Below are 26,178 nucleotides of genomic sequence, written 5' to 3'. Positions count from 1 at the left end.
CCGGCGGAGGTGTTTCCGGGCGGGTGTCACGATGTGAACGTCAGGTCAAACGGCATTCAGCCGGCCGTGCGGCGGCGCCGGCGCACGGGCTTGGGAGCGGGCTCGACCGGCTCCTTCTCCCGCTGCTCCATGTAGGACACGCGGGTGTGCTCGGTGTGCTCGCGCATGACCTTCGCCGCGCGGCGCTCGTCGCCGGCCTCGATGGCGTCGATCAGGCTCGTGTGCTCCTCCCAGGAGGCCATGCCGCGCTGGCGGGCCACCGGCGTGTGGTACCACCGCACCCGCCTGGCCACCTGGCTGGTCAGCTCGGCCAGCACCTTGTTGCCGGACAGCGCGGTCACCAGGGCGTGCAGCTCGGAGTTGGTGGCCACGGCGGCGTCCACGTCGTCGGCCCGCACGGCCGCGATGCCGCGCGCGCAGAGGTCGCGCAGCCGCTTCACGCCGTCCTCGCCGGCGTGCTGGGCGGCCAGGCGCGCCGCCTCGGTCTCCAGCAGCGCGCGGACCGCGAGCAGCTGGTCGGCCTCCTCCACGGTGGGCACGTGCACGAACGCGCCCTGGCCGGGGTGCAGGTCCACCCAGCCCTCGCCGCTGAGCTGCTGGAGCGCCTCGCGCACCGGCTGCCTCGAGACGCCGAGGAGGTCGGCCAGCTCGCTCTCGACCAGGTGCTGGCCGGGCTTGAGCTGGCCGGAGACGATGAGCTCCTGGATGGCCTCGATGACGCTCTCCCGCAGCGTGGCGGGGCGCTGGATCTTGGTGGCCGCCGGCTGACCGGCCTGCTCCGACAGCAACATGGTCACCTCTCCAGGGAACTGCGTATCGTACGGGTTCGGGCGTTTCGCTGTTTTTGGTCGACTGCCTACAGCATACCGTTCGCCGCTTGAACGCGGCTCGTGAGCCTCGTCACAGAGTGCCTGCACAGGGGCCCTGTGACTCACGCGGGGAGCGTGGCGGGCAGGCCGGGCAGGCGCAGGCGGGGCGCGGCCAGCGCGGGCAGGGCCGCCAGCGCGGCCGCGGCCAGCAGGGCGGTCGCGGGCGCGCTCAGCGCGGCGGCGGCCAGCGCGACCGCGCCGACCCCCGCCAGGGCCTTGGCGCTGTAGACGACGGCGTGGATCTCGCCGTGCCGCTCGACCCCGAAGAACTCGCGGACGAGGCTGGCCAGCAGCGGATAGAAGGCCCCGCCCCCGAGCCCGGCCGCCACCACCCCCAGCCAGAGCAGCACCCCGTGCCCGGCCCCTGCTGCCAGGCCGGCGGCGAGGAGGAGCTGGCCGAGGGCGAGCGAGCCGAGGACGGCGGCCAGGGTGCGACGCCGCCCGAACCGCTCGGAGCAGCGCATCGCCAGCGCCCGCCCCGCGCCGTTGAGCGCGACCAGCAGCGCCACGGCCGCCCACGCCCCGGTCGCCGCCACCACGATCACGTCGAACACCGACACCGCCCCGGCGCAGGTCAGGATGAGCGCCAGCGCCGGGAGCGCGCGCGTGCGCAGCGCCTGCGGCAGGAGGAACTGGCGGGCGGCGTCGGGGGTGACCCGCAGCCGGGCCGCGTCGAGCGCGTGCGTACGCGGATCCAGGCTCTCCGGCCACCACAGCGCCGGGGCCGGGCGCAGCCCCCGCGCCGCCGCCCCGACGACGACGGCGGCCACGATGGCGGCGGTCACGAAGGCGGCCGGCGTCGCGCCCGGGGCGAGCCCGGCCCACACCAGCAGCGGCACGGCGCCGTACCCGAAGGCCCCGGTGATCAGCCCGACCCGGGCGGCGGCCCGCTCCGGGTACCAGGAGGCGACGACCTCGCAGCACACCCCGTAGACCAGGCCCGCGCCCAGCCCGCCGAGCAGCGCGTACCCGGCGAGCGCGAGCGGCCAGGACGCCCCGGCGAGCCCGGCGGCGGCGAGCCCGGCGGCGCTCAGCGCGGCCCCGGCGGCCAGCGCGGGCCGGACGCCGAGGCGGCCACGCCGTACCAGGTGGAGGGCCGGGAGCGCACCCGCGGCCTGGGCGGCGATCCAGGCGGCGAGCAGGGTCAGGCCGGCGCCCTCGCGGGCGAGGAGCGCGGCGAAGCCGTACTGGAGGGGGCTGATCGCCGCCATGGCGGCCAGGGCGAGCCGGAACATGCGGGTGCGGTCTGCGGGGACGGGTCCGGGAAGGTAGGCACGGCCCCGCCAGTCACGGATTGCATTCTCCATACTGTATGGAATATCCCGCTGATCAGCCTACTGTCGAGCCCTAGACGGAGAATATTCCATACGGTATACCGTACACAAAGGAGGCTCGCATGGACCTGTACGAGTACCAGGCGAAGGAGCTCTTCAGGCGGCACGGCATCCCGGTCCCGCGTGGCGCGGTCGCGGAGACCCCGGCCGAGGCCCGCGCGATCGCGGCCGACCTGAACGCGCCCGTCGTCATCAAGGCCCAGGTCAAGACCGGTGGACGAGGCAAGGCGGGCGGCATCAGGCCGGCGGCGGGGCCGGTCGCGGCCGAGCACGAGGCCGCCCGCGTGCTCGGGATGGACATCAAGGGGCACCGCGCCCGCCGCGTCCTCGTGGAGGCCGCGACCGTGCCGTTCGAGGAGTACTACGCGGCCTTCCTGGTGGACCGCGCCGAGGGCGGTTTCCTGGCGATGGTGTCCGGCCAGGGCGGCGTGGAGATCGAGGAGCTGGCGGCGCGCGACCCCGGCGCGATCGTCCGGCTCCCCGTGGACCCGGTCGAGGGCGTGGACGCCGAGGCCGCCCGGCTGCTCGCGGCCAAGGCGGGCCTGCCCGAGCAGGCCGCCGACGTGCTGGAACGGCTGTGGCGGGTGCTGGTGGCAGAGGACGCGCTGCTGGTCGAGGTCAACCCGCTCATCTGCACCACCGACCAGCGCGTCGTGGCGCTCGACGGCAAGGTCACCCTGGACGACAACGCCGCCTTCCGGCACCGGCGCGAGGCCGAGGAGCCGACCGGCGGCCTGGAGGACCGCGCCCGCGCCAAGGGGCTCAACTACGTGAAGCTGGACGGCACGGTCGGCGTGATCGGCAACGGCGCGGGCCTGGTGATGAGCACGCTGGACGTGGTGGCCGGCGCCGGCGCGGCCCCGGCGAACTTCCTGGACATCGGCGGCGGCGCCTCCGCGCAGGTGATGGCCGACGGGCTGGAGATCATCCTGGCCGACCCTGACGTGCGCTCGGTGCTGGTCAACGTCTTCGGCGGCATCACCGCCTGCGACGCCGTGGCCAACGGCATCGTCACCGCACTGCAACTCCTGGGCGAGCGAGGCCACGGCCGGCCCATCGTCGTACGGCTCGACGGCAACAACGCCGAGCTGGGCCGGCGCATCCTCGACGAGGCCAGGCACCCGGCCGTCCGCCAGGTCTCCACCATGGACGCCGCCGCCGCCACGGCGGCCGGACTCGCGGCAGGGGCGTGAAAGATGGCAATCTTCCTCACCAAGGACAGCCGGGTGCTCGTGCAGGGCATGACCGGCGCGGAGGGCACCCGGCACACGGCCCGCATGCTGGCCGCCGGCACCGACGTCGTGGCCGGGGTGACCCCGGGCAAGGGCGGCCGGTCGGTGGACTTCGGCGAGCGCACGGTGCCGGTGTTCGGCTCGGTGGCCGAGGCGGTGGAGGAGACCGGCGCGGACGTGTCGGTGGTGTTCGTGCCGCCGCGCTTCACCGGCGGGGCCGTCGAGGAGGCCGTGGCCGCCGGGGTGCCGCTGTGCGTGGTGATCACCGAGGGCGTGCCGGTGCACGACACCGTGCGCTTCCGGGCGCTCGCGCGGGGACGTACCCGGATCATCGGCCCCAACTGCCCCGGACTGATCAGCCCCGGGCAGTCGTCGGCCGGCATCATCCCCGCCGACATCACCACCGCCGGCCGCATCGGCCTGGTCTCCAAGTCCGGCACCCTCACCTACCAGCTCATGTACGAGCTGCGCGACCTCGGCTTCTCCACCTGCGTCGGCATCGGCGGCGACCCGGTCGTCGGCACCACGCACATCGACTGCCTGCGGGCGTTCCAGGACGACCCGGGCACCGACGCGATCGTGATGATCGGCGAGATCGGCGGCGACGCCGAGGAACGGGCCGCCGCCCACATCGCCGGGCACGTCACGAAGCCGGTGGTGGCGTACGTGGCCGGGTTCACCGCCCCCGAGGGCAGGACGATGGGCCACGCCGGGGCCATCGTCTCCGGCTCGTCCGGCACCGCCCGCGCCAAGAAGGAGGCGCTGGAGGCCGCCGGCGTCCGCGTCGGAGAGACCCCCTCCGAGACGGCCCGCCTCCTGCGCTCGGTCCTGGCGGGTGCCCGGTGAGGTTCGCCGTCAACCTGTCCATCCTGCTCACCGAGCTGCCGCTGCTGGAGCGGCCCGCCGCGGCGGCCAAGCACGGGTTCGACGCCGTCGAGCTGTGGTGGCCGTTCGACGGGCCGGAGCCGGCGGCAGCGGAGACGGCCGCCCTGCGCCGGGCGATCGAGGCGGCCGGGGTCCGCCTCACCGGGCTGAACTTCGACGCCGGCGACATGGCGGCGGGCGAGCGCGGCCTGCTGGCCCGCCCCGACGGCGCGCAGCGGTTCCTCGCCGGCATCGGGCCGGCCGTCCGGCTGGCCGGGGAGCTCGGCTGCCCGGTGCTGAACGCCCTCTACGGCAACGGCCCCGGCACCGACAGGGAGCTGGCCGTGGCCAACCTGCGCCGGGCGGCGGACGCGGCGGCCGGCGTGGGCGCGACCGTGGTCGTCGAGGCGCTCAACGCCCACGACAACCCGCACTATCCGATCACGTCGTCGGAGGCGGCGTTCGCGCTGATCGACGAGGTGGACAGGGAGAACGTCGCGTTCCTGGCCGACCTCTACCACCTGCACCGGATGGGCGAGGACGTGCTCGCGCTCATCGACCGCCACGCCGCCCGCTTCGGTCACGTGCAGATCGCCGACGACCCCGGCAGGGGACGGCCGGGCAGCGGGGGGATGCCGTACCCGGAGATCCTCGCGCGGCTGGCGGCGGCGGGCTACGAGGGGCACGTCGGCCTGGAGTACCGGCACGAGGGGCCGGGCGCGTTCGACTGGAGGCACGCGTGAACATCGGCTTCATCGGTCTGGGGATCATGGGCGGCCCGATGGCCGCCAACCTCGTCAAGGCGGGGCACACCGTACGCGGCCACGACGTGAGCGCCGCGCCCGTCGAACGGCTGGCCGCGCTCGGCGGCGAGGCCGCCGCCGGCGTGCCCGGCGCGGTCGAGGGCGCGGACGTCGTGATCACCATGCTGCCCGACTCGCCGCAGGTCGAGGAGGTCGCGCCGCTCGTCGTCAGGCACGGCCGCCCCGGCCTGCTCTACCTCGACATGAGCACGATCAGGCCGGAGACATCCCGCAAGGTGGCGCGCGAGGCCGCCGCCGCCGGCGTACGGGCCCTGGACGCCCCGGTGAGCGGCGGCGAGCGCGGCGCGGTCGACGCCACCCTGTCGATCATGGTGGGCGGCGAGCGGGAGGCGTACGAGGCGGCCCGGCCGGTCCTCGGGGCGCTCGGCACGACGATCGTGCACGTGGGCCCCGCCGGGGCCGGGCAGACCGTGAAGGCGGCCAACCAGCTCGTCGTCGGCGGCATCTACGGCCTGGTGGCCGAGGCGATCGTGCTGCTGGAGGCGAGCGGCGTGGACCCCGTCGCCGGGCTGGACGTGCTGGCGGGCGGCCTGGCCGGCTCCCGGATCCTGGAGCTCAAGCGCCACACCATGATCAGGCGCGAGTTCGTCCCGGGCTTCCGCATCGACCTGCACCACAAGGACATGGGCATCGCCGTCGCCGCCGCCCGCGAGGCCGGCGTCGCGCTGCCGCTCACCGGCCAGGTCGCCCAGCTCGTGGCCGCGGCCAGAGCGCAGGGACACGGCTCGCTCGACCACTCCGCCCTGCTCAAGGTCGTCGAAAGGCTGAACACGTGAAGCGCATCCCGTGCATGGAGGCCGTGGTCGCGGTGCTGGAGTCGGAGGGGGTGGACACCGTCTTCGGCATCCCCGGGGCGGCCATCCTGCCGTTCTACGCCGCGCTGCGGGGCAGCTCGATCCGGCACGTGACGGTCCGCCACGAGGAGGGCGGCACGCACGCGGCCGACGGCTGGGCCAGGGTCACCGGCAACGTCGGTGTCTGCGTCGGCACCTCGGGCCCGGCCGGCACCAACATGATCACCGGCCTCTACACCGCGCTCGCCGACTCGATCCCCATCATCTGCGTCACCGGCCAGGCCGAGAGCGCCAAGCTGCACCAGGAGGCGTTCCAGGCGGTCGACATCGTGGAGATCGCCCGGCCGGTCACCAAATGGGCGGTGCAGCTCAAGGAGCCCGCCCAGGCGCCGTGGGTGTTCCGCGAGGCGTTCAGGATCGCCCGCTCCGGGCGGCCGGGGCCCGTGCTCATCGACCTGCCGCTCGACGTGCAGCGCGGCACCTGCCGCTACGACCGCGACCTCGACGCCCCGCTGCCGGTCGAGGTGCCGCGCCCGCTGCCGAAGCCGGTGCGCAGGGCGGTGGACCTGCTGGAGGGCGCCCGGCGGCCGATCATCCTCGCGGGCGGCGGCGTCATCATCGGCGAGGCGGCGGAGGAGCTGCGGGCGCTGGCCGAGTACCTCCAGGTGCCGGTGCAGGTGACGCTCATGGGCAAGGGGGCCTTCCCCGAGGACCACCCGCTGTTCGCCGGGATGGCCGGCATCCAGACGCAGACCCGCTGGGGGAACGCCGCGTTCCTGGAGAGCGACCTCGTGCTCGCGGTCGGGGCCCGCTTCGGCGACCGGCACACCGGTGACCTGGACGTCTACCGGCGCGGCCGCTCCTTCATCCACGTGGACATCGAGCCGACCCAGCTCGGCCGGGTCTTCGAGCCCGACCTCGGGATCGTCGGGCACGCCCGGCCGGCGCTCGCCGCGCTCCTCGACGAGGCCCGCGCCCGCGGCGGCCCCCGCGCGCCGGGCACGTGGGCGCGCAAGGTGGCCGGCCTGCGCCGCACGCTGAACCGGCGCGACGACTTCGACGACGTGCCGATCAAGCCGCCCCGGGTGTTCCGCGAGATCAACGACTTCTTCGGCCGGGACACCACGTTCGTCACCGCGATCGGGCTCTACCAGATCTGGTCCGGGCAGTTCCAGGCGACGTACCTGCCGCGCCGCTACCTGGTGTGCGGGCAGGCCGGGCCGCTGGGGTGGGAGGTGCCGGCCGCGATGGGCGTCAAGTGCGCGCATCCGGAGCGGCAGGTGGTGGCCGTCGTCGGCGACTACTCCTTCCAGTTCCTCATGGAGGAGGTCGCGGTGGCCGCGCAGCACCGGATCCCGTTCGTCATCATCATGATCAACAACGAGTACCTGGGGCTCATCCGGCAGGCCGAGCTCCCGTACGGGATGAACTACGCCGTGGACCTGCACTACGGCGAGGGCGGCATCGACCACGTCAAGGCCATGGAGGCGTTCGGCTGCCCGGCGCGCCGGGTCGAGCTGCCCGGCGACCTCCGTGACGCGCTGGCCTGGGCGAGCGCCGAGTCCGCCCGCGAGCGGCTGCCGGTCCTGGTGGAGGTGATGGTCGAGCGCGAGGCCAACGCCGCCATGGGGCCGGCGCTGGACGCGATCAAGGAGTACGAGCCGCTGCCCGAGCTCATCTCCGCCGACTGGTCCGACTGAGGAAGGATCTGACATGCGGCTCAAACCGGGCACGGCCTGGCACGACGCGTACGACCGCTGCCGGACGGCGGCCCCCGAAGCCTTCCACGACGACCGGGTGCTCAACCACTGGGGCGGCATCTGGCACCGCGACGGCCGCCCCGTGCCCGGCTTCTCGCCCCTCGACGGCACCGCCATCGCCGGCCCGCCGCGCCTCGACCGGGCCGGCGCGGGCCGGGCCGTGGCCGGGGCGGTCGAGGAGCACCGGCGCTGGCGGCACGTCCCGCTCGCCGCCCGCAAGTCCATGGTCGCCGCCGCCGTCGAGTCGATGGCCGCCCACCGCGACCTGCTGGCCCTGCTGCTGGTCTGGGAGATCGGCAAGCCGTGGCGGACCGCCCGCGCCGACGTGGACCGCTGCCTGGACGGCGTGCGCTGGTACATCGACGAGATCGACCGGATGACCGCCGGCCGCACCCCGCTGCCCGGCCCGGTCAGCAACATCGCGAGCTGGAACTACCCGATGAGCGTGCTCATGCACGCCATGCTCGTGCAGGCGCTGGCCGGCAACGCGGTCATCGCCAAAACCCCCACCGACGGCGGGCTGAGCTGCCTCACCCTGGCCTGCGCGCTCGCCGTACGCGAAGGGCTGCCGTTCACCCTCGTCAGCGGGGGAGGGGCGGAGCTGTCGCCGGTGCTGGCCGGCGGGCGGGCACTCGGCTGCGTGTCGTTCGTCGGCGGCAGGGACGCCGGGGCGAAGGTCGCCACCTCACTCGCCGACCTCGGCCGGCGGCACGTGCTGGAGCAGGAGGGGCTCAACTGCTGGGGCGTCTGGCGCTACGGCGACTGGGACGCCCTCACCCGCCAGATCCGCGCCTCCTTCGACTACGGCAAGCAGCGCTGCACCGCCTACCCGCGCTTCGTCGTGCAGCGCGCGCTGTTCCACGACTTCCTGCGGGCCTACCTCGGAGCGGTGGACGCGCTGCGCTTCGGCCACCCCCTCGCCGTCGCCCGCCCGGACGACCCGCTGCCCGAGCTGGACTTCGGCCCGCTCATCAACGCCTCCAAAGCCAAGGAGCTCGCCGACCAGGTGGACGAGGCGGTGGCGCGTGGCGCCGTGCCGCTGCACCGGGCCTCGCCCGCCTCCGGGCACTTCCTGCCGGGCCAGGACACCTCGGCCTATCTCGCCCCGACCGCGCTGCTCGACCCGCCCCGCTCCTCGCCGCTCCACCACGCCGAGCCGTTCGGCCCGGTCGACACGATCGTCCTGGTGGACACCGAGGCCGAGTTGCTGGCCGCCATGAACGCCAGCAACGGCGCGCTCGTCGCCACCCTCTCCTGCGACGAGGAGGAGACCTTCCGCCGCCTCGCCCCCGAGGTGCGGGCCTTCAAGGTCGGGCACAACCGGCCGCGCGCGCGCGGCGACCGCGAGGAGCTGTTCGGCGGGCTCGGCGCGTCCTGGCGCGGCGCGTTCGTCGGCGGCGAACTGCTGGTCAAGGCCGTGACCGAGGGCCCGGACGGCGAACGCCTGCCGGGCAACTTCCCGCACTACACGCTGCTGCCCCCGGCCTAACCGGGGATCAGGCCGAAGCGGGTCGCCGCCACCGCCGCCACGAACAGCACCATGGCGACCCGCAGCACCTTCGCGCCCGGCCCCAGCGACGGCCAGGACAGGAACGCCAGCCAGCCGATGAACGCGAGCACCGCCAGCGCCGCCACCCCGCCGAGCGGGTTCGCCACCGCGAGCGCGGTCAGCAGCAGCACCACCAGCACCACGGGCGGCACCCAGCGGGGCACCTGCGTGAAGAGGTACGCCATCGGCACCGCGCTCCGCCGCTCCACGGCCTTGCGCAGCCCGCTCGCGCCTTCGGTGAAGAACCGCTCGCCCTGCGGGAGCGGGCGCTTGTCGTGAGAGGCCACGCCCAGAGCCTACGGGAGTGGCCGATGCGCCTCTAGGCTGTTCAGGTGCTCGCCGTGATCCGATACACCGTCCCAGAGTCCCAGTCCCAAGACTTCGCCAAGCAAGGGCAGACCATCCTCGACACGTTCGCCGGCCAGCCGGGCTTCCTGCGCGGGCGAGTGGCCCGCTCGGTCGACGAGCCCAACCTGTGGGCCCTGGTCTCGGAGTGGGAGGGCGCCGGGTTCTACCGCCGGGCGCTGTCCGCCGCCCGCATGGTGATGTATCCGCTGATGATCCTCATGGTCAACGAACCCAGCGCGTACGAGGACGTCCACACGCAGGACGGGACGTAGAGCCACTCGCGCCCGGGACCTCCGCCCGTCCCCTAAGCTGGGAGCTCACACTTTCACACTCGCCGACCTCCAGCCGGAAAGAGAACCAACCAAAATGGCACGACGCACCGACGTCATGGACACCATCGTCAGCCTCGCCAAGCGCCGCGGGCTCGTCTACCCGTCGAGCGAGATCTACGGCGGACTTCGCGCGTCGTGGGACTACGGTCCGCTGGGTGTCGAGCTGAAGAACAACGTCAAGCGGCAGTGGTGGCTGTCGATGGTCCAGGCCCGCGAGGACGTCGTGGGCCTCGACTCCTCGGTCGTCCTGGCCCCCGAGGTGTGGCGGGCCAGCGGCCACGTCGAGACCTTCACCGACCCGCTCACCGAGTGCATGTCCTGCCACAAGCGCTTCCGCGCCGACCACCTGGTCGAGGCGTACGAGGAGAAGCACGGCGCCGAGCCCGAGGGCGGCCTGGCCGGCATCACCTGCCCCAACTGCGGCAACAAGGGCACCTTCACCGAGCCCCGCCAGTTCAGCGGCCTGCTCAAGACCTTCCTCGGCCCGGTCGAGGACGAGTCCGGCCTCGCCTGGCTGCGGCCCGAGACGGCCCAGGGCATCTTCATCAACTACCTCAACGTGCAGCAGTCCGCGCGCAGGAAGATCCCGTTCGGCATCGGCCAGATCGGCAAGTCGTTCCGCAACGAGATCACGCCGGGCAACTTCATCTTCCGCACCCGCGAGTTCGAGCAGATGGAGATGGAGTTCTTCGTCAAGCCGGGCACTGACGAGGAGTGGCACCAGTACTGGATCGACGAGCGCTACCGCTGGTACTCCGACCTGGGCATCAACAAGGACAACCTGCGCCTGTACGAGCACCCCAAGGACAAGCTGTCCCACTACTCCAAGCGCACCGTCGACATCGAATACCGCTTCAACTTCACCGGCTCGGAGTGGGGTGAGCTGGAGGGCATCGCCAACCGCACCGACTTCGACCTCACCGCCCACTCCAAGGCGTCGGGCGTCGACCTCAGCTTCTTCGAGCAGGACACCGGGGAGCGCTACGTCCCCTTCGTCATCGAGCCGGCGGCGGGCGTCGACCGGGCCACGCTGACGTTCCTGCTCGACGCCTACAGCGAGGACGAGGCTCCCAACGCCAAGGGCCAGCTGGAGAAGCGCACGGTCATGCGGCTCGACCACCGGCTCGCGCCGGTCAAGGCCGCGGTGCTGCCGCTCTCGCGCAACGCCGACCTGTCGCCGAAGGCCCGCGACCTGGCCGCGCAGCTCCGCCGCCGGTGGAACGTCGAGTTCGACGACGCCGGCGCGATCGGCCGCCGCTACCGCCGCCAGGACGAGATCGGCACGCCGTTCTGCATCACCGTCGACTTCGACACCCTTGAGGACCACGCGGTGACGATTCGCGAGCGCGACAGCATGACGCAGGAGCGCATCGCGATCGACGGCGTCGAGTCCTACCTGCGCCAGCACCTCAACGACTGACCCCGCCTCCGTTTCCTCCTCGCCCGCGACATGGCGCCCGGGCGAGGAGGAAGCCCGCCACCGGCGGCACGACAACCACCTGACAGCCCTTCGCCGACACGTCCGGCATTGCGACGGGCCGCAGCGCAGCGAGCCGGCGTCCCCTGCAGCCCTGCAGCCGCCACGTGCCGACCGCTGAAACGGTCGGCCGCGCCGCGCGCCGTCCGCCGACACGCCCGTCCGGACATAGCCGCGCCTCGTACCGTCCGGACACAGCCGTCCCGACCCGGCCGGCAGCGTTGCGGGCAGGCAGCCGCCGTCGGCCGGCCAGACAGGCCGATCGGGAGCATGCCCTCCCCGACGGACCCCAGTGCGCCGTCCAGCACCCGCAGCACCAGAAGGGCGGCCCCGGGCTGCGCCCTCGCACTGCGCCCTCGCACTGCGCCCTCTCACTGCGCCCCCGCATGGGCCCGCGGTGCGCCTGCCTGTGCCGTGCCTGCCTGTGCCGTGCCTGCCTGTGCCGTGCCTGCCTGTGCCGTGCCTGCCTGTGCCGTGCCTGCCTGTGCCGTGCCTGCCTGTGCCGTGTCCGTCCGTGCCGAGCCCGCCCGTGCCTGCCAGTGCTGCCACCCGCCGGTCGTCGGAGACGGAGGGCCGCTGCTGGCGGCCCCCGCGGTGCGCCTGCCCGCGCAGCGCCCGCGCGGGCCTTCGCGACGCACCCGCCCGGCGACCCCGCGCAGCGAGTACGCGCCGTGCTCCCACGCTGTCCCGGCGAGCAGCGTGACGCACTCTGCGCTTCAGGGTGCTTGGCATGCCTCTGCCGCCAGGCGAAGGCCGGCATGTGCGGCGTCTTCGCCTGGCGCGTCCGCCTGGCGGCGTTGTGCGGCGCCTTCGCCTGGGGACCTTGCGCGGCGGCCCGGCCCAGCGGCCCCGCTTGCCCATGTTCCCAGTGGCCCCTGCCGGGCGGCCTCGCGCGGCGTGTACGCGCCGTGCTTCTTCGGGCACTCGGTATGCCTCTGTCGTCAGGCGAGGACCGGCGCGTGTGGTGCCGCCGCCGGCAGGGCGTGACGAAAAGCCTGAACATCCCATGTCAGGGAAGGCACCCCGAACCAGACGCCGGCAGGCACGTCCAGGTTCAGCGGCACCGGCAGCAGCAGTTCCTGTCCTTTCCCGCTGCCTGACGTAGGCCGCGGCGGATCGCCCGCGCCCGCGGACAGCGGGACGCCGAGCACCCGGCCCGTCTCGCGCGCGCCCCGCGAAAGCGCCGGTGACGAAGACCCGGCACGAACACCGTCGCTCCCACGGGGTGATCCGATTCCGCGTCCGCCCCCTCTTTCCGGCGCAAGAATTGGTTTATACCAATTGGTATAAACCAATTTTCGGCAAACCAGCCTTATAATTGGATTAGACCTCTCATAAGCCGTTTACCTGCATAAACAGTGACTTGAGGAAGGAGTGCAGTTTCACCATCAATTTCGCCGGTAGAGTCCGGATCAGACGCGTGTTGGATTGGAGCTGTGGTGGCCAAGTACGTTTACGACTTCACCGAGGGCAACAGGAATCTCAAGGATCTTCTCGGCGGTAAAGGCGCGAACCTGGCTGAGATGACCAATCTCGGGCTGCCCGTTCCCCCCGGATTCACGATCACCACGGAGGCGTGCCGCCACTACCTGGCGGAGGGCGCCGTCCACGACGGTCTCGACCGGGAGGTCGCCGAGCACCTCAAGGCGCTCGAAGAGCGCATGGGCAGGAAGCTCGGCCAGGCCGACGACCCCCTCCTCGTCAGCGTGCGCTCCGGCGCCAAGTTCTCCATGCCGGGGATGATGGAGACCGTGCTCAACATCGGGCTCAACGACGAGTCCGTGCACGGCCTCGCCAAGCAGGCCGGCGGCAACGAGCGCTTCGCCTGGGACTCCTACCGCCGCCTCATCCAGATGTTCGGCAAGACCGTCCTCGGCATCGACGGCGACCTGTTCGAGGACGCGCTCGACGCCGTCAAGGGCCGCCGCCAGGACACCGACCTCGACGCGGGCGAGCTGCAGCGGCTCGTGGAGACGTACAAGGGCATCGTCCGCGAGCAGACCGGCAAGGACTTCCCCACCGACCCCCGCGAGCAGATGCGCCTCGCCATCAACGCCGTCTTCGACTCCTGGAACGCCCCGCGCGCCATCCTCTACCGCCGCCAGGAGCGCATCCCCGCCGACCTCGGCACCGCCGTCAACGTCATGGCGATGGTCTTCGGCAACTACGGCGACGACTCCGGCACCGGCGTCGCCTTCACCCGCGACCCCGGCACCGGCCGCCAGGGCATCTACGGCGACTACCTCCAGAACGCCCAGGGCGAGGACGTCGTCGCGGGCATCCGCAACACGATCCCCCTCGAAGAGCTCGAACGCCTCGACAAGACCTCCTACGACGAGCTCGTCCGCATCATGGAGGTCCTGGAGACGCACTACAAGGACCTCTGCGACATCGAGTTCACCATCGAGCGCGGCAAGCTGTGGATGTTGCAGACCCGGGTCGGCAAGCGCACGGCCGCGGCCGCGTTCTGCATCGCCACCCAGCTCGTCGACCAGGGCCTCATCACCCTCGACGAGGCGGTCACCCGCGTCACCGGCGACCAGCTCGCCAAGCTCATGTTCCCGCGCTTCGACCACGGCGCCGAGAAGAAGCGGATCGCCAAGGGCATGAACGCCTCCCCGGGCGCGGCCGTCGGCAAGGCCGTCTTCTCCTCGGAGCGGGCCGTCGAGCTGGCCGGGCAGGGCGAGGACGTCATCCTCGTACGCCGCGAGACCAACCCCGACGACCTGGCCGGCATGATCGCGGCCAGGGGCATCCTCACCAGCCGCGGCGGCAAGACCTCCCACGCCGCCGTGGTCGCCCGCGGCATGGGCAAGACGTGCGTGTGCGGCGCCGAGGAGCTGGAGGTCTCGACGGCCGAACGCAGGTTCACCGCGCCCGGCGGCATCGTCGTCGCCGAGGGCGAGGTGATCTCCATCGACGGCACCACCGGCGAGGTGTTCCTCGGCGAGGTGCCGGTCGTGGCCTCGGCCGTGGTCGAGTACTTCGAGGGCGCCGAGCCCGCCGACGAGCTGGTCAAGGCGGTGGACCGGATCATGCGCCACGCCGACGCGAGCCGCCGGCTCGGCGTGCGGGCCAACGCCGACACCCCCGAGGACGCCGCCCGCGCCCGCCGCTTCGGCGCGCAGGGCATCGGCCTGTGCCGCACCGAGCACATGTTCCTCGGGGAGCGCCGGCAGCTCGTGGAGGACCTGGTGCTGGCCTCGACCGACGAGCAGCGCCAGGCGGCGCTGGACGCCCTGGAGCCGCTGCAGAAGTCCGACTTCGTGGGCATCTTCCAGGCGATGGAGGGCGCGCCGGTCACGATCCGCCTGATCGACCCGCCCCTGCACGAGTTCCTGCCCGACATCACCGAGCTGTCGGTCAAGATCGCGACCTCGGAGAACCCCACCGACAAGGACCGCGCGCTGCTCGCCGCCGTCAAGCGCCTGGACGAGCAGAACCCGATGCTGGGCCTGCGCGGCGTCCGGCTCGGGCTGGTGATCCCGGGGCTGTTCGCGATGCAGGTGCGGGCCATCGCCCAGGCCGCCAAGGAGGTGCCCGGCGCGCGCCCGGAGATCATGATCCCGCTGGTGGCGACCGTGCAGGAGCTGGAGTCCGTACGCGAGGAGGCGGTCAGGATCCTCGCGGAGGTCGGCGTCGAGGCGCTCGTCGGCACCATGATCGAGACCCCGAGGGCGGCGCTGACCGCCGGCCAGATCGCCGAGGCGGCCGAGTTCTTCTCCTTCGGCACCAACGACCTCACCCAGATGACCTGGGGCTTCTCCCGGGACGACGTCGAGGCCGCGTTCTTCTCCCGCTACCTGGAGCTCGGCATCTTCGGCGTGTCGCCGTTCGAGACCCTGGACAGGGAGGGCGTCGGGCGGCTGGTCGAGCTCGCCGTCCAGGAGGGCCGGGCCACCCGTCCCGACCTGCACCTCGGCATCTGCGGCGAGCACGGCGGCGACCCCGACTCGGTGCACTTCTGCCACGAGGCAGGGCTGGACTACGTCTCCTGCTCGCCGTTCCGCATCCCGGTGGCGCGGCTGGAGGCGGGCCGGGCGGCGCTGAGCGAGACCGACTCCGACACCCGCTGAGCCGGCGGCGGAGGGGGCCGCACGGTCCCCTTCGCCGGGCCGGTCAGCCCTGTGGGGTGAGAGCGGGCGGCTGCGGCGCGGCGGGCGACTGCTGGACGGCGGGCGGCTGAGGGGCGGCGGAGGACTGCTCGACCGGGACGTAGTCATGCCGCATGCCGTGGTCGCCGAGCCACCGCCGCAGCCCCGCCACCGCCTCCGGGTTAGCCGCGACCTGGGCCGCGTACTCCGACAGCGCCACCTCCTCGCCGTCGTCGTAGAGCAGCCGGGCGGGCCCCGACCACGACAGCGTCCACCGGGCCTGGCCGAGCTGGATCAGCACCGCCTCCAGCGCCTGCCCCAGCACCCCGGCCAGCAGCGTCTCCGACGGGTTCCAGCCCAGCTCCAGCAGCCGCGCCTCCAGCTCGGCCTGCCGGCCCCGCGCGATGGCCTCGAAGGCCGCGTCCAGGTACGGCTGCGGCGACCCCATCACCCGCTGCCCGGCCACCGCGAGGTCGTGCAGCGCCTCGGCGTTGCGGCCCGCGTACATGCCCTGGGCCACCAGCTCCTCCCACCCCACCGGGCGGAGCGCGGACAGCGCCTCGGGCGTCCACATGGAGTTCTCGACCGCCTGCGCGGCCACGTTGGCGTCCATGAGCAGGGCCAGGGCCGGGCGCGGGTCGGGGACGTGCTCGGGCTCGGGCAGGCGCTCGATGGCGGCCAGCCGCTCGGCCAGGGCGGGGTGCGAGTCGTACGGCGAGACCTCCTCGGGCTCGGCCCCCAGCTTCGCGATCTGGGCCTGCCGCTCCGGGTCGCCCATCATCCGCTGGAAGCCGCCGAACACGGCGGTCGGCCGCCCGCCGCCGGCGCCGGCCAGCGACAGGTAGCCGTTGACGTAGATGTCCCAGCCCAGCGCCGTCGCGTGCACCTTGGTCAGCGCCCCCGCCATGGCCTGCCGGCCGCCGATCGCCACCGCGAGCCGGTCGGCCTCCAGCTCCTGCCGGCGCGAGACGGCCTGGGAGATCCGGAGGTAGAGCTTGGCGTACCAGGTGAACAGCTTCTGGATGAACGGGTGTCCGCCCAGCCCCTGCACGGTCGCGATGAGCGCGACCCGGCCCCGGTAGACCGGCGCGCCGAGCCGGGTGTGGGCGCCGCTGTAGTGGCCGAGCTCGTGCCCGAGCACCGCGCGCATCTCGTCCACGGTGAGCTGCTGGAGCAGCGGCAGTCCGATGAACATGCGCCGCCGCGTCGCCCGCAGCCCCAGCCAGCGGGTGTCCTCCGACACCGCCGCGTTGACCTCCGCGACCAGCCTGATCTCGTCCGGCGGGGCGGTGCGCACCCGCCGGGCCAGGTCCTCGACCAGCTGCCAGAGCACCGGCTCGTGCTCGCGGCCCACGGCCACGCCCGGCTGCTCGCCGTCCTTGCGGCGGCTCACCATGACCAGGGCCCGTACGAGCGCGCCCGCGGCCAGGGTGAGCACCACCGCCAGTTTGAGCGTGTTGGCGCCGAAGTCGACGATGAGCAGGACGTCGAAGAACACCGCGGCCGCCAGGACGAGGCCGACCAGGAGGTAGAAGCCGGCGAGCAAGGTGAAGGCCAGCACCGCTCGGAACGCTGTGGTCATGGGGAAGGACTCCCGGGGAAGGGGTTCTCGCGAGGCTTGACACTAGCGGAGACATGAAACTGGATAAAATCGTCGAACCAATGCCGCACTACGATGAGCACGACCAGGAGCGTTGGGTTCCGGAACCTCCCGGCAATCCTGAACGCTCCGCGTTCGAACGCGACCGCGCCCGCGTCCTGCACAGCGCCGCCCTGCGCAGGCTCGCCGCCAAGACCCAGGTGGTCGGCCCCGGCGAGGCGCTCGGCGGCGGCCAGCACATCCCCCGCACCCGGCTGACGCACTCGCTGGAGTGCGCCCAGGTCGGCCGCGAGATGGGCGCCACCCTCGGCGTCGACCCCGACCTGGTGGAGACCGCCTGCCTGGCCCACGACCTCGGCCATCCGCCGTTCGGGCACAACGGCGAGGTGGCGCTCAACCGGCTGGCCGCCACCTGCGGCGGCTTCGAGGGCAACGCCCAGAGCCTGCGCCTGCTCACCCGGCTGGAGGCCAAGGTCCTCACCGAGGACGGCCGCAGCGCCGGGCTCAACCTCACCAGGGCCGCGCTCGACGCCTCCGTCAAGTACCCGTGGACCTGCGACAAGGGCGCCAAGTTCGGCGTGTACGACGACGACCTGCCGGTCTTCAAGTGGATCAGGGAGGGCGCCCCCGAGGGCCGGGTCAGCTTCGAGGCGCAGATCATGGACTGGGCCGACGACGTGGCGTACTCGGTGCACGACCTGGAGGACGCCCTGCACTCGGGCCACGTCGTCCCCGAGGCCCTGCACTCGCCCGCCGAGCGGAGGCTCGTCTGCGAGACCACCCGCACCTGGTACACCCCTGGCGCGGACCTCAACGAGCTGGAGGAGGTCTTCGGCAAGCTCGTCGCCGACCCGCTCTGGCCGCGCCGCTTCACCGGCACCCTGCCCGAGCTGGCCGGGCTGAAGGCGCTCACGAGCGGTCTCATCGGCCGGTTCTGCCGCTCCGCCCAGGCCGCCACCAAGGAGATGCGCAGCGCCCGCCACCGGGCCGACCTGGTCGTCCCGCACGCCACCCGGCTGGAGTGCGCGCTGCTCAAGGGCGTCACCGCCCACTACGTCATGACCACCGAGGACCACAACGCCAACCAGGCCCGCCAGCGCGACCTCATCACCGAGCTCGCCTCCCTGATCACGCTCGGCGCGCCCGGCACGCTGGAGCCCGTCTTCCGGCCGGCGTTCCTGGAAGCGGCCGACGACGCCGCCCGCGTCCGGGTCGTCATCGACCAGATCGCCTCGCTCACCGACACCTCGGCGGTCGCCTGGCACCGGCGGCTCACCCGGTGACCCGATCCGCTTCCCCGAATCCCGCCCGGGGCGGATACTGCGCCCATGGCCACATATGTGATCGTCGGCGGCGGGCTTGCCGGGGCCAAGGCCGCGCAGACGTTGCGGGAAGAGGGCTTCGACGGTGAGATCGTGCTGTTCGCCGCGGAGAGCGAACGGCCCTACGAGCGACCGCCCCTGTCCAAGGACCATCTCCTGGGCAGGAGCGAGCGTGAGGCCGTCTTCGTCCACGCCCCCGAGTGGTACGCCGACAACGCCGTGGATCTCCGTCTCGGCACGCGGGTCACCCGCATCGAGCCCGAGCACCATGTGGTCCGGCTCGGCAACGGCTCGCGCCAGCCGTACGACAAGCTCCTGATCGCCACCGGGGCCACCCCGCGCCGCCTGCCCGGCCCGGCCGCCTACCTCCGCACCCTGGCCGACAGCGAGGCCATCAGGGAGGGCCTGGCGCGGGCCGAGCGCGTCGTCGTCATCGGCGCCTCCTGGATCGGCCTGGAGACGGCCGCGGCGGCCCGCGCGGCCGGCTGCGAGGTCACCGTCGTCGAGCCCGAGCCCACCGCGCTCCACCGGGTGCTCGGCCCCGAGGTGGGCGGCGTGTTCGCCCGCCTGCACGCCCGCAACGGCGTCGACCTGCGCTTCGGCATCTCCGCCGCCGAGGTCACCGCGACCGGCGTGCGGCTCAGCTCGGGCGAGCGGCTCACCGCCGACCTCGTCGTCGTGGGCATCGGCGCCACGCCCGAGGTCGAGCTGGCCCGCGAGGCGGGCCTGGAGGTCGGCCAGGGCGTCCGCACCGACGCCGCCCTGCGCACCTCGCACCCCCACGTGTACGCCGCCGGCGACGTCGCCGAGTCCTTCCACCCGCTGTACGGCCGCCACCTGCGCGTCGAGCACTGGGCCAACGCCCTGCACGGCGGCCCCGCGGCCGCCCGCTCCATGCTCGACCAGGAGGTCGTGCACGACCTGGTCCCGTACTTCTACACCGACCAGTACGACCTCGGCATGGAGTTCTCCGGCCACATCGACGGCTACGACGAGGTCGTCTGGCGGGGCGACGTGGACGGACTGGAGTTCGTCGCGTACTGGCTGCGCGACGGCCGGGTGGTCGCCGGCATGAACGTCAACGTCTGGGACGTCGCGGACGGCATCCAGGAGCTCATCCGCTCCGGAACGGTCGTCGACCCTAAGGAATTGTCGTCGGGTTGAGCGTCTCCTTGTCCGGGATCTCGTCCTTCTTCTCGGCGGTCTTGCGCGGGGTGGGCCGGGGCGTCTTGCTGGGCGTCGGCGGCTGCGCCCGCCCGGCGCACTGGACCGTGCAGGGCGGCGTCTCGCCCAGCTTGGCGCGCAGCTTCAGCGTCTCCTCGCGCGGCGACAGGGTGCGGTTGCCCTTGGCCCAGGCGTCGAGGTAGTCCCACGGCTCGACCATGCCTCGGCGCACCCACCAGTAGGCGGGGCCGGTCTTCCACGAGATCGCGAAGTAGAGGTTGGCGCCGGTGTCGCGGGCGTTGCCCGAGCGGCCCACCTTCCCCAGCACCTGGCCGGCCTTCACCCGCAGGCCCGGCTTGACGCCGGCGTCCACCGAGTCGAGGTGGCCGCCGAGGTAGCGCACGCCGTCGTCGCCGATGACCGTGACGAACCTGCCCTCCCGCGTCCAGCCGTCGTCCCTGGCCGGCGTCCACCCGTTCTGGACGTTGACCTCGTCCACGACGCCGTCCACCGGCGCCACGAACTCGCAGCCCTGCTTGGCCCAGATCGTCGTCTTGGGCAGCACCAGCAGCTTACGCTGGTAGCTCGTCTTGCAGCCCTTGACGGGGAAGGTGTAGGCGTACTTCGACAGCTTGGGAGGCGGCACCCTGACCGGGTCGTCGCCCTGCGGCGGCTGCTCGGCGGCGGCCTGGTGCTGCGCCGACGGCGTGGGGCCGGGGACGGTCGCGGTGGCCGCCGGCGTGCCCGCGGACGGGGCCGTGGTGGGCGACTTGGCGCTCACGCCCGCCAGCCCGGTCGCCTGCGAGCAGGCGCCCGTCAGCAGCACGGCGCCCGCGACGGCCGCCCATCGTCCGAGATGCCCCGATCGCATGATCTCCACCCGTGTCACCGCTTCCACGAACTTTACCTTTGTAGCCGACCGGGGACCCCCGCCGAGCCGCTTTGCCGCGATCCCCCGAGGGATGAGCCCATTCTGGCGGCAGGTGCGGGGAACGTCAGCGGGGCGGCATAGACTCACCGGCGTGGCTGGCCGGATCCGTGACGTCGACATCGCGCTCGTGCGCGAACGCTCTCCCATCGCCGAGGTCATCGGCGAGCACATCCAGTTGCGCAACGCCGGAGGCGGCAACCTCAAGGGGTTGTGCCCGTTCCACGACGAGAAGACGCCGTCGTTCAACGTCACGCCCGAGCGCGGCATGTACTTCTGCTTCGGCTGCTCCGAGGGCGGCGACGTCATCACGTTCGTCGAGAAGATCGAGCACCTGTCGTTCGGCGAGGCGGTCGAGCGGCTGGCGCAGCGGGCCGGCATCCACCTCCAGTACGAACAGGGCGGCTACGTCCCCAAGCGCGACCACGGCGAGCGGGCCCGGCTGATCGAGGCGCACAAGGCGGCGGCCGAGTTCTACGCCGGCAAGCTGTTCGCCCCCGAGGCGGCGGCCGGGCGGCGGTTCCTGTCGGAGCGGGGCTTCGAGCGGGCCGACGCCGAGACCTTCGGGGTGGGCTACGCGCCCAACGAGTGGGAGGCGCTGACCCGGCACCTGCTGGGCCGCGGCTTCTCGGCGGACGAGCTGGTCAAGGGCGGGCTGGCCAAGGAGGGGCGGCGCGGCCCGATCGACCGCTTCCGCGGCCGGCTGATCTGGCCGATCAGGGACGCCACGGGCGACGTGATCGGTTTCGGGGCGCGGAAGTTGCTCGATTCCGACGACGGGCCCAAATACCTGAATACGCCTGACACCCCGCTTTACAAGAAGAGCCAGGTGCTTTATGGGATCGACCTCGCTAAACGGGAGATCTCCAAGCGCAGCCAGGCGGTGATCGTCGAGGGCTACACCGACGTGATGGCCTGCCATCTGGCTGGGGTGCCGACGGCGGTGGCCACCTGCGGCACGTCGTTCGGCGAGGAGCACATCAAGATCCTGCGCCGGTTCCTGCTCGACCAGGCCGAGTTCCGCGGCGAGGTCATCTTCACCTTCGACGGCGACGCGGCCGGGCAGAAGGCGGCGCTGCGCGCGTTCGCCGACGAGCAGAAGTTCGTCACGCAGACCTACGTCGCGGTGCAGCCCGACGGGCTCGACCCGTGCGACCTGCGGGTCAAGCAGGGCGACGCGGCCGTGCGCGACCTCGTCGCGAGCCGCGAGCCGCTGTTCCAGTTCGCGATCAGGAGCACGATCTCCCGCTACGACCTGCGCAGCAACGAAGGCAAGATCGCCGCTCTCGACGCCGCCGCGCCCATCGTGGCCGGCATCAAGGACGCCGGGCTGCGCAAGCGCTACGCGATCGACCTCGACCGCTGGCTCGGCTTCATGGACGAGCGGTTCGTCATGCAGCGCATCGCGGCGGTCGCCGGGGCGCAGCAGGGCCGTCCGCAGCGCGCCCCGCAGGCGGCGCCGGTCGATCCCGGCGTCCGGGTGGAGGCCGAGCTGCTCAAGCTGGCCGTGCAGCGTCCCGCGCTGCTGGGGCCGCGTTTCGACGCCCTCGACCCCCAGGCGTTCACCGCGCCCGACCACGTCGCCCTGCACCGGGTGGTGGCCGCCGCGGGCGGCCTCGCGGCGGCCGGTCACGGCGGCAGGGAGTGGGTCGACCTGCTGCTGGAGCACGCGCACGAGGAGGGCTCGCGGGCGCTGGTGACCCGGTTCGCGGTCGAGCCGATCCAGGCCGACGCGCACGCCGAGGAGCGCTACGCGGGGGCGATGCTGGCGGCCATCGAGGCCATCGCGGTCGACCGGGCCATCGCCCAGGTCAAGTCGCGCATCCAGCGGCTCAACCCGGTGGAGGAGCAGCAGGAGTACAACAAGCTGTTCGGCGAGCTGGTGGCGCTGGAGCAGCAGCGCCGGGTGCTGCGCGAGCGCGCGGCAGGAAGCTGACCCCGGAAGCCGACCCCGGAAGCTGATCGTCCGCGCCGGGCGAAGGTAACGGTTCGGTCGCGGATCCAAGCGGCAAACCCGGCTGGTTGACCCGGGAACCTGGCGCGGTCCAGCATGCGACAAAGCGGGTGGACAACGTGGTCCGGGCAGCGAAAGAGTCGCGTCCGGCCGGAGGGGCCCGCCGGGCGCGAGAATGCTGATCGCGTAATTGGCTTTACTTTCCTGATCAAACTCCGGCCAAACCTAATTCCGATCTCAATTCGGTAAGGACGGAGGTCTTACCTTCGGTGACAAAAATGGGTCTGCCATTTGACGGAACCAATACTGCAGACTGTCTCCCGTGGGTGCATCGGTGCTGCCAAGCGGACCGCCATCGGTAGATCTTCAGGTGGCGGACCTCGTCGCGAAGGGAAGGGAGCGCGGGAGCGTAACCGTCGATGACGTCGCCGCCGCGCTTGACCGATCCGAGCTGCCGTCCGACGCGCTGGAGCGCGTCGTGCGCATGCTCGCCGAGAACGGCGTGGAGGTCCTCGAGCCCCAGGGCGACGAGGAGTCCACCCGCGCCGATGAGGAAGACGTAGGCAAGCGGGCGCCGACCAGCGATCTGGTCCGCATCTATCTGCGGGAGATCGGCCGGGTGCCGCTGCTGACCGCCGAGGAGGAGGTGGAGCTCGCCAAGTCGATCGAAGCCGGCCTGTTCGCCGAGGACAAGCTGGCCGGTGGGGTCTCGCGCCTGGCCTTCCCCGAGTTCAGGGAGCTCGTCTGGCAGGGCACGCGGGCCAAACAACGCCTCATCGAGGCCAACCTCAGGCTCGTGGTGTCGATCGCCAAGCGGTACGTCGGCCGCGGCATGCTGTTCCTGGACCTGATCCAGGAGGGCAACCTCGGCCTCATCAGGGCCGTCGAGAAGTTCGACTACACGAAGGGTTACAAGTTCTCCACGTACGCGACCTGGTGGATCAGGCAGGCGATCACCCGGGCCATCGCCGACCAGGCGCGGACGATCCGCATCCCGGTCCACATGGTGGAGACCATCAACAAGCTCGTCAGGGTCCAGCGCCAGCTCCACCAGGACCTCGGCCGCGAGCCCATCCCCGAGGAGATCGCCAAGGAGATGGACCTCCCGGTCGACCGGGTCGTGGAGATCCAGCGCATCGCCCAGGAGCCCGTGTCGCTGCAGTCGCCGATCGGCGAGGAGGACTCCGACCTCGGTGACTTCATCGAGGACGCCGACGCCGTCGTGCCCATGGAGGCCGCGGCCTTCATCATGCTGCAGGACCAGCTCGACGACATCCTGGCGACGCTGTCCGACCGGGAGCAGCGCATCATCCAGCTCCGCTTCGGGCTGGCCGACGGGCATCCGCGCACGCTGGAGGAGGTGGGCAGGGAGTTCGGGGTCACGCGGGAGCGCATCAGGCAGATCGAGTCGAAGACCCTGGCCAAGCTCCGCCACCCCACGCGGGCGCAGATGCTGCGCGACTACCTCGACTGAGCGGACGACCGGAGGGCGGGAGAGCGGGCCGGGGCTTGACGCCCCGGCCCGCTCGGCTTCCCGCGCGACGTCAGGAGCAGCCCTCGAACTGCGGCACGGCGATCGTGCCGAGGTGCAGCCCCGACTTGCCGAACCACTTGTGCAGCAGCTTCGACGCCGTCCCGTCCTGGTACATGTCGATGATCGCCCGGTTGACCTCCTCGCAGCCGGGGACGTCGCCCTTGCGCAGCCCGACGCCCGTACGCTGCTCGTTGAACTGGGCGTTGGCCAGCCGCAGCCCCGAGCCGTCCCGCATGGCGAGGCCCGCCAGGATGACGTCGTTGGTGGTGACGGCGTCCACCTGCCGGCTCTTCAGCGCCTCCAGGCACTGCGCGTAGTCGTCGAACGGCACGAGCTGCGCCGCGACCTTGCGCTCCTCGGTGACCCGTTCGGCCGCGTTCGACCCCTTGACCTGGCAGATCCGCCGCCCCTTGAGGTCGCGCACGTTCTTGAACGTCTCGTCGGGCCGCATCAGGATGTCCTGGTAGGAGATGTGGTACGGCCCCGCGAACAGCACGTTGGCCTTGCGGTCCTGGTCGATCGTGTACGTCGCCACCACCATGTCGGCCCGCCCGTCGAGCAGCACCTTGTCCCGGTCGGCCGCCAGCGCCGGCAGGAACGTGACGCCCTTGCCCAGCTTGCGGGCGAGGTAGCGGGCCACGTCCACGTCGAAGCCCTCGAACGTCCCGTCGGCCTTGCGGAATCCGACCGACGGCAGGTCAGGCCGCACCGCGATGACGAGGTCGTCCTTGTCGACGATCGACTCGACCTCGCCGCTCGCGCAGCCTCCGGCCGCCAGCGCGGCCACCAGGGCCGCCGTCACCGCCAGCACCCGCTTCACCGGTACTCCTTGAGTCGAGGCCACACCCCGGCGATCAGCAGCAGGCCGATCCCGCCGATCGCGAAGGGCAGCAGCCGCCACAGGTTGTCGAGGGCGTTCTCGCCGCGGCCGATGGCCCGCTCGAAGTCGGCCTCGTGCTGGCCGGCCAGCGCCACCACCGCGCGGTCGTAGGCGTCGAACGCCTGCGTCGCCGTCGTGAGCCGGGCCGCCACCGCGCCGTTGTCCCGCCCGGCCAGCGCCAGCTTGCGCAGGTCGGCGTCGGCGGCCTGGAAGCCGGCGAAGGCGGTGGCGACGTCGCGGCCGCGCGGGCCGATCAGCTCGGGCCCGAGCAGGCCGAGCACCTTCGTCTCGCCCTTGGTCACCTTGGCCTGGTAGGTCTCCAGGTTGCCCGCCGGGACGTAGAAGAGCGACTGCGACTTGTCCAGGAACGTGTGCTCGTAGGTGTCGGCCCGCTCCTTGTCCAGCAGATAGCGGCTCTGGTCGCCCTGCATGCTGTTGCTGATCGCCCGCGTCCTCGCCAGCGTCAGCACCGAGTCGAACGACGACTTCTTGGCCTCGCGCAGCGCGTCCTGGTCCTGGCTCAGCACGTTCGAACCGAACACCAGCGCCAGCGCGGTCGTGACCGTCGCCACCAGCAGCGCGGGGCCGAACACCCGGCGGAAGCGCCGGGCCAGGAAGATCTGCAGCGCCAGCAGGCAGCCCAGCGCGAGCAGCCCGGCCACCACCACCGCGGCCCGCAGCAGCGGCAGCATGAGCTGCTTGTCGTCGTAGGTGCGGCGCACGATGGTGCCGTTCTCCAGCGTCAGGTTGTACGCCTGCGGCAGCAGCACCATCCGCATGAGGTCGGTGGCCTGCCGGTAGGTCGCCACGACCTCCGCAGGCGGCGGGCCCGGCGCGTGCCCGGCGCGCTCGTCGAGCAGCAGGGCCTGCCCGGCCAGCCGCTCGTAGCGGCCGAGCCCGTCCAGCACCGACTGCACGGTCCGCCGCTCGGCCGGGTCGTCGCCGGAGAGCTGGAACGCCTTCAGCAGCGCCTGGTTGGCCTCCGAGCGGCGGCTCTCGTAGCGGGCGAGGGCGTCGGCGCGGCGTTCGGCGTACCCGTTGCCCATCAGCAGGGCGCCCGCGACCTGCGCGTCCATGTCGCTGAGCGCCAGGTAGAGACCCGCGGTGGCGACGACCTGCGGCCCGGCGTCGCGGCCGATGACCTGGAGGCCGTCGCGGGCGCTGGAGCTGCCCACCGCCAGCGCCGTGAACAGCAGCGCGAGCGCGGCGGCGGTGACGCCGGTGAGCGTGCGGACGCGGCCGGGCACGCTGCGCCGCCTCGGCGGGGGCGGCGGCGCGGGCGCCATCATGGGCGGGGCCGGGGGAGGGGCCTGCGTCAT

At 72.5% G+C, this 26,178-nt stretch carries 20 protein-coding genes; 13 read left to right on the top strand and 7 right to left on the bottom strand.

From position 1 onward, the window contains the following. Positions 1–56 precede the first annotated feature (56 nt). Positions 57–791, bottom strand: coding sequence for a GntR family transcriptional regulator (locus ACBR40_RS31340; protein ID WP_371251210.1), 735 nt, complete (start codon positions 789–791; stop codon positions 57–59). 140 nt (positions 792–931) lie between these two features. After that, the gene (locus ACBR40_RS31335; protein ID WP_371251084.1) at positions 932–2,176 is read right to left on the bottom strand and encodes an MFS transporter; all 1,245 of its coding nucleotides are present in this window, start codon (positions 2,174–2,176) and stop codon (positions 932–934) included. A gap of 89 nt (positions 2,177–2,265) precedes the next feature. Between ACBR40_RS31335 and sucC the strand changes: the two genes are divergently transcribed. From sucC to ACBR40_RS31305, 6 genes are read left to right on the top strand one after another with little or no spacing between them, the layout of a single operon-like run. Further along, entirely contained in the window at positions 2,266–3,396 is a 1,131-nt protein-coding gene (gene sucC, locus ACBR40_RS31330) for an ADP-forming succinate--CoA ligase subunit beta (protein WP_371251083.1), read from the top strand. Positions 3,397–3,399: 3 nt separating this feature from the next. After that, positions 3,400–4,281 (top strand): succinate--CoA ligase subunit alpha, encoded by an 882-nt coding sequence (gene sucD / locus ACBR40_RS31325; RefSeq protein ID WP_344204757.1) that lies wholly within the window; start codon positions 3,400–3,402, stop codon positions 4,279–4,281. Next, positions 4,278–5,042 carry a hydroxypyruvate isomerase family protein gene (locus ACBR40_RS31320; RefSeq protein WP_371251082.1) on the top strand — a complete coding sequence of 255 codons (765 nt, stop codon included), beginning with the start codon at positions 4,278–4,280 and terminating at the stop codon, positions 5,040–5,042. Before sucD ends, ACBR40_RS31320 begins: the two co-directional genes overlap by 4 nt. After that, a complete protein-coding gene (locus ACBR40_RS31315; RefSeq protein ID WP_371251081.1) occupies positions 5,039–5,899 on the top strand; it encodes a 2-hydroxy-3-oxopropionate reductase in 861 nt (286 codons plus the stop codon). Before ACBR40_RS31320 ends, ACBR40_RS31315 begins: the two co-directional genes overlap by 4 nt. Next, entirely contained in the window at positions 5,896–7,617 is a 1,722-nt protein-coding gene (gene gcl, locus ACBR40_RS31310; protein WP_364451354.1) for a glyoxylate carboligase, read from the top strand. Before ACBR40_RS31315 ends, gcl begins: the two co-directional genes overlap by 4 nt. Positions 7,618–7,630: 13 nt before the next feature. Next, complete coding sequence (locus tag ACBR40_RS31305; protein WP_371251080.1) at positions 7,631–9,166, top strand: aldehyde dehydrogenase family protein; 1,536 nt, start codon at positions 7,631–7,633, stop codon at positions 9,164–9,166. On the opposite strand, the gene ACBR40_RS31300 is transcribed toward ACBR40_RS31305, so the two are convergent. Further along, positions 9,163–9,513: a DUF6703 family protein gene (locus ACBR40_RS31300; protein ID WP_371251079.1), complete on the bottom strand. Its 351-nt coding sequence runs from the start codon at positions 9,511–9,513 to the stop codon at positions 9,163–9,165. The genes ACBR40_RS31305 and ACBR40_RS31300 overlap by 4 nt on opposite strands. A gap of 54 nt (positions 9,514–9,567) precedes the next feature. Between ACBR40_RS31300 and ACBR40_RS31295 the strand changes: the two genes are divergently transcribed. From ACBR40_RS31295 to ppdK, 3 genes are all read left to right on the top strand, one after another. Next, positions 9,568–9,846 (top strand): antibiotic biosynthesis monooxygenase family protein, encoded by a 279-nt coding sequence (locus tag ACBR40_RS31295; protein WP_344204747.1) that lies wholly within the window; start codon positions 9,568–9,570, stop codon positions 9,844–9,846. 94 nt (positions 9,847–9,940) lie between these two features. Then, a complete protein-coding gene (locus ACBR40_RS31290; RefSeq protein ID WP_344204745.1) occupies positions 9,941–11,326 on the top strand; it encodes a glycine--tRNA ligase in 1,386 nt (461 codons plus the stop codon). Between the two features lie 1,496 nt (positions 11,327–12,822). After that, positions 12,823–15,459 (top strand): pyruvate, phosphate dikinase, encoded by a 2,637-nt coding sequence (gene ppdK / locus ACBR40_RS31285; protein ID WP_344204743.1) that lies wholly within the window; start codon positions 12,823–12,825, stop codon positions 15,457–15,459. A gap of 43 nt (positions 15,460–15,502) precedes the next feature. On the opposite strand, the gene ACBR40_RS31280 is transcribed toward ppdK, so the two are convergent. Then, on the bottom strand, positions 15,503–17,059 hold the full coding sequence (locus ACBR40_RS31280) for a M48 family metallopeptidase (protein ID WP_371251078.1): 1,557 nt from the start codon (positions 17,057–17,059) through the stop codon (positions 15,503–15,505). 80 nt (positions 17,060–17,139) lie between these two features. On the opposite strand from ACBR40_RS31280, the gene ACBR40_RS31275 reads away from it, so the two are divergent. Continuing rightward, positions 17,140–18,360: a deoxyguanosinetriphosphate triphosphohydrolase gene (locus ACBR40_RS31275; RefSeq protein WP_371251077.1), complete on the top strand. Its 1,221-nt coding sequence runs from the start codon at positions 17,140–17,142 to the stop codon at positions 18,358–18,360. Between the two features lie 45 nt (positions 18,361–18,405). After that, the gene (locus ACBR40_RS31270) at positions 18,406–19,563 is read left to right on the top strand and encodes an NAD(P)/FAD-dependent oxidoreductase (protein ID WP_371251076.1); all 1,158 of its coding nucleotides are present in this window, start codon (positions 18,406–18,408) and stop codon (positions 19,561–19,563) included. On the opposite strand, the gene ACBR40_RS31265 is transcribed toward ACBR40_RS31270, so the two are convergent. Continuing rightward, a complete protein-coding gene (locus ACBR40_RS31265; RefSeq protein WP_344204739.1) occupies positions 19,541–20,461 on the bottom strand; it encodes a peptidoglycan DD-metalloendopeptidase family protein in 921 nt (306 codons plus the stop codon). The two genes, ACBR40_RS31270 and ACBR40_RS31265, sit on opposite strands and share 23 nt — an antisense overlap. A 124-nt stretch (positions 20,462–20,585) precedes the next feature. Here ACBR40_RS31265 and dnaG point away from each other — a divergent pair, with 124 nt between their 5' ends. Beyond that, a complete protein-coding gene (gene dnaG, locus ACBR40_RS31260; protein WP_344204738.1) occupies positions 20,586–22,427 on the top strand; it encodes a DNA primase in 1,842 nt (613 codons plus the stop codon). Between the two features lie 388 nt (positions 22,428–22,815). Next, a complete protein-coding gene (gene rpoD, locus ACBR40_RS31255) occupies positions 22,816–23,919 on the top strand; it encodes an RNA polymerase sigma factor RpoD (protein WP_245774956.1) in 1,104 nt (367 codons plus the stop codon). Positions 23,920–23,989: 70 nt separating this feature from the next. Here the strand turns inward: rpoD and ACBR40_RS31250 are convergent, their stop codons facing one another. Beyond that, the gene (locus ACBR40_RS31250; protein WP_344204737.1) at positions 23,990–24,799 is read right to left on the bottom strand and encodes a transporter substrate-binding domain-containing protein; all 810 of its coding nucleotides are present in this window, start codon (positions 24,797–24,799) and stop codon (positions 23,990–23,992) included. Beyond that, a complete protein-coding gene (locus ACBR40_RS31245) occupies positions 24,796–26,178 on the bottom strand; it encodes a hypothetical protein (RefSeq protein WP_371251209.1) in 1,383 nt (460 codons plus the stop codon). The genes ACBR40_RS31250 and ACBR40_RS31245 overlap by 4 nt, the downstream gene beginning before the upstream one ends.

The organism is Nonomuraea sp. AD125B, assembly GCF_041402765.1.
Classification (GTDB): domain Bacteria; phylum Actinomycetota; class Actinomycetes; order Streptosporangiales; family Streptosporangiaceae; genus Nonomuraea; species Nonomuraea bangladeshensis.
The sequence above is the reverse complement of the archived record's forward strand: the minus strand, read 5'-3'. Positions and strand labels throughout refer to the sequence as shown.

Excerpts from the sequence above, each read along its gene's own strand:
- ACBR40_RS31340 (WP_371251210.1), bottom strand. The coding sequence starts at position 791 with ATGTTGCTGTCGGAGCAGGCCGGTCAGCCGGCGGCCACCAAGATCCAG.
- ACBR40_RS31335 (WP_371251084.1), bottom strand. The coding sequence starts at position 2,176 with ATGGAGAATGCAATCCGTGACTGGCGGGGCCGTGCCTACCTTCCCGGA.
- sucC (WP_371251083.1), top strand. The coding sequence starts at position 2,266 with ATGGACCTGTACGAGTACCAGGCGAAGGAGCTCTTCAGGCGGCACGGC.
- sucD (WP_344204757.1), top strand. The coding sequence starts at position 3,400 with ATGGCAATCTTCCTCACCAAGGACAGCCGGGTGCTCGTGCAGGGCATG.
- ACBR40_RS31305 (WP_371251080.1), top strand. The coding sequence starts at position 7,631 with ATGCGGCTCAAACCGGGCACGGCCTGGCACGACGCGTACGACCGCTGC.
- ACBR40_RS31290 (WP_344204745.1), top strand. The coding sequence starts at position 9,941 with ATGGCACGACGCACCGACGTCATGGACACCATCGTCAGCCTCGCCAAG.
- ACBR40_RS31280 (WP_371251078.1), bottom strand. The coding sequence starts at position 17,059 with ATGACCACAGCGTTCCGAGCGGTGCTGGCCTTCACCTTGCTCGCCGGC.
- ACBR40_RS31275 (WP_371251077.1), top strand. The coding sequence starts at position 17,140 with ATGCCGCACTACGATGAGCACGACCAGGAGCGTTGGGTTCCGGAACCT.
- ACBR40_RS31270 (WP_371251076.1), top strand. The coding sequence starts at position 18,406 with ATGGCCACATATGTGATCGTCGGCGGCGGGCTTGCCGGGGCCAAGGCC.
- ACBR40_RS31245 (WP_371251209.1), bottom strand. The coding sequence starts at position 26,178 with ATGACGCAGGCCCCTCCCCCGGCCCCGCCCATGATGGCGCCCGCGCCG.